General features: G+C 63.3%; 2 protein-coding genes and 2 pseudogenes. All 4 read right to left on the bottom strand.

Translation table 11 applies throughout. The features are described 5' to 3' along the window. A pseudogene (locus tag EOA60_RS30130) lies at nucleotides 1–383 on the bottom strand (citramalate synthase); the annotation flags it as partial. Between the two features lie 67 nt (nucleotides 384–450). Continuing rightward, nucleotides 451–1,416: a prolyl aminopeptidase gene (gene pip / locus EOA60_RS30125; protein WP_095823667.1), complete on the bottom strand. Its 966-nt coding sequence runs from the start codon at nucleotides 1,414–1,416 to the stop codon at nucleotides 451–453. Then, complete coding sequence (locus tag EOA60_RS30120; RefSeq protein WP_095777832.1) at nucleotides 1,413–1,889, bottom strand: GFA family protein; 477 nt, start codon at nucleotides 1,887–1,889, stop codon at nucleotides 1,413–1,415. The genes pip and EOA60_RS30120 overlap by 4 nt, the downstream gene beginning before the upstream one ends. Beyond that, a pseudogene (locus EOA60_RS30115) lies at nucleotides 1,886–2,115 on the bottom strand (hypothetical protein); the annotation flags it as partial. The pseudogene EOA60_RS30115 and the gene EOA60_RS30120, both read right to left, overlap by 4 nt.

Genomic DNA, 2,115 nt, shown 5'->3' with positions numbered 1-2,115 from the left:
ACCGAGACCTTTATCGACTCAAGGTTCTCCTCGTTGGTGCAGCCGAGCGCCACGCGCACGTGATAGTCCCAGCTCTTGGCGACGAAGCAGATCGCGTCCGACTTCGATTGCACCAGCGCCGCCAGCCCCGGATCGTTGGAGGCCGAAACCCCTGCCCGCTTGGTCATGCCGAAGGCGACGAATTTCGCGCTTTCCGTGCGCTTCTGATGGAAGAAGGCGGTGTCGGTCGGGTTGGCGCCGGGATAGCCGCCCTCGACATAGTCGATGCCGAATTCGTCAAGCAGCTTGGCGATCGCGATCTTGTCCTCGACGGAAAAGTCGATGCCCGGCGTCTGCTGGCCGTCGCGCAGCGTGGTGTCGAAGAGGTAGAGGCGTTGCTTCATCATGGCTGTAGCTCGAAAAGTCGAGATCCTTCGCGCCGGGGGCGCCGTAGAGCACAAACCTGCATGGTTATTTGCCTGCGTATTTATCCGTCGCCCGGATCAGCCGGTCCAGAATCCCCGGCTCCGAATACGAGTGGCCGGCGCCCTCGATGAGGTGGAAATCCGCCTTCGGCCAGGCCTTGTGCAGCGCCCAGGCATAGCGCGCCGGGCACGGCATGTCGTAGCGGCCGTGGACGATGGTGCCGGGGATGTCCTTCAGCTTCCAGGCATCGCGCAGCAGCTGTCCTTCTTCCAGCCAGCCGGCATGGACGAAATAGTGGTTCTCGATGCGGGCGAAGGCGATGGCATAGTCGTCCTGGCCGAAAGGCGTGCTGGTTTCCGGCTCCGGCAAAAGCGTGATCGTCTCGCCTTCCCACAGACTCCAGGCAAGCGCCGCCTCGACCTTCGCCTTGCGGTCGGTGCCCACCAGCCGCTTGCGGTAGGCGGCCATCATGTCGCCGCGCTCGGCCTCGGGGATCGGCGCGAGAAAACGCTCCCACTTGTCGGGAAACATCTCGGAGACGCCGAACTGATAGTACCATTCGAGCTCGGCGCGGGTGAGCGTATAGATGCCGCGCACGACGAGCTCGCTGACGCGCTCGGGATGCGTTTCGGCATAGGCGAGCGCCAGCGTCGAGCCCCACGAGCCGCCGAACACCAGCCATTTGTCGAAGCCCGCCATCTCGCGCAGGCGTTCAATGTCGGCGACGAGATGCCAGGTGGTGTTGGCTTCCAGCGAGGCATTGGGCGTCGACTTGCCGCAGCCGCGCTGGTCGAACAGGATGACGTCGTAGAGTTTCGAGTCGAACAGCCGCCGGTGTTTGGGCGAGATCGTGCCTCCAGGGCCGCCATGCAGGAATACGGCTGGCTTGGCGCCTTTGGTGCCGCAGCGCTCCCAATAGATGGTGTGGCCATCACCGACATCGAGCATGCCTGTTTCGAACGGCTCGATCTCGGGATAGAGCGTGCGCAAGGAGCTGCTGTGGATCGTCATAGTTTCAGTCCCTGCTGCGGCCAGTTGGCCGTCTCGTGATCGGGATGCTGGAAGGAGATGATCTGCTCCTGCCGTCGATAGTAGTCGGGGTCGTCGTGGACCGGCGCCTCGAAGATCTTCTCCACCCAGGGCAGCCGCACCGCGTAGTTGACCTGGATCTGCGGCGCCAAGTCCGAACGATCGTCGAAGGCACCGATGGCGATCTCCAGCCCGCCCGGCTGGCGGTAGGTGAGCGGCGTGCCGCAGCGGCGGCAGAAGCCGCGATCGATGTTGACCGAGGACTGGAAATAGCTCGGCTCCTCATGGGTCCATTCGACGCCATCCTTCGGCACCGTCACCAGGGCGCCAAAGAAATTGCCGAACTGTTTCTGGCACATGCGGCAATGGCAGATGGACGGGCGCCCGAGCTTGCCGTGGACGCGGAAGCGCACGGCGCCGCACTGGCAGCCGCCGGTTCGAATTTCATCGGTCATGGTTTTTCCTCCGGCGGCCATTGGTCCGTGTCGTGATCGGGATGTTGATAGGAGACGAGCTCGGCGAGATAAGGCGCCGACGAAATATCGCCCATCGTCTCCTCGGAGGGCAGTTTCGAAACGCCGTCGACATAGGGAAGCTTCGCTTCGACGCCCCACTGGATGGTTGGCGCGATGCCGGCCGGGTCGTCGAAGCGAAGCTTCCCTATGTCGACGGCGTTTCGAA

This window comes from Mesorhizobium sp. M1A.F.Ca.IN.020.06.1.1 (assembly GCF_004023265.1).
Classification (GTDB): domain Bacteria; phylum Pseudomonadota; class Alphaproteobacteria; order Rhizobiales; family Rhizobiaceae; genus Mesorhizobium.
This window is presented reverse-complemented; position numbering and strand designations above follow the sequence as displayed.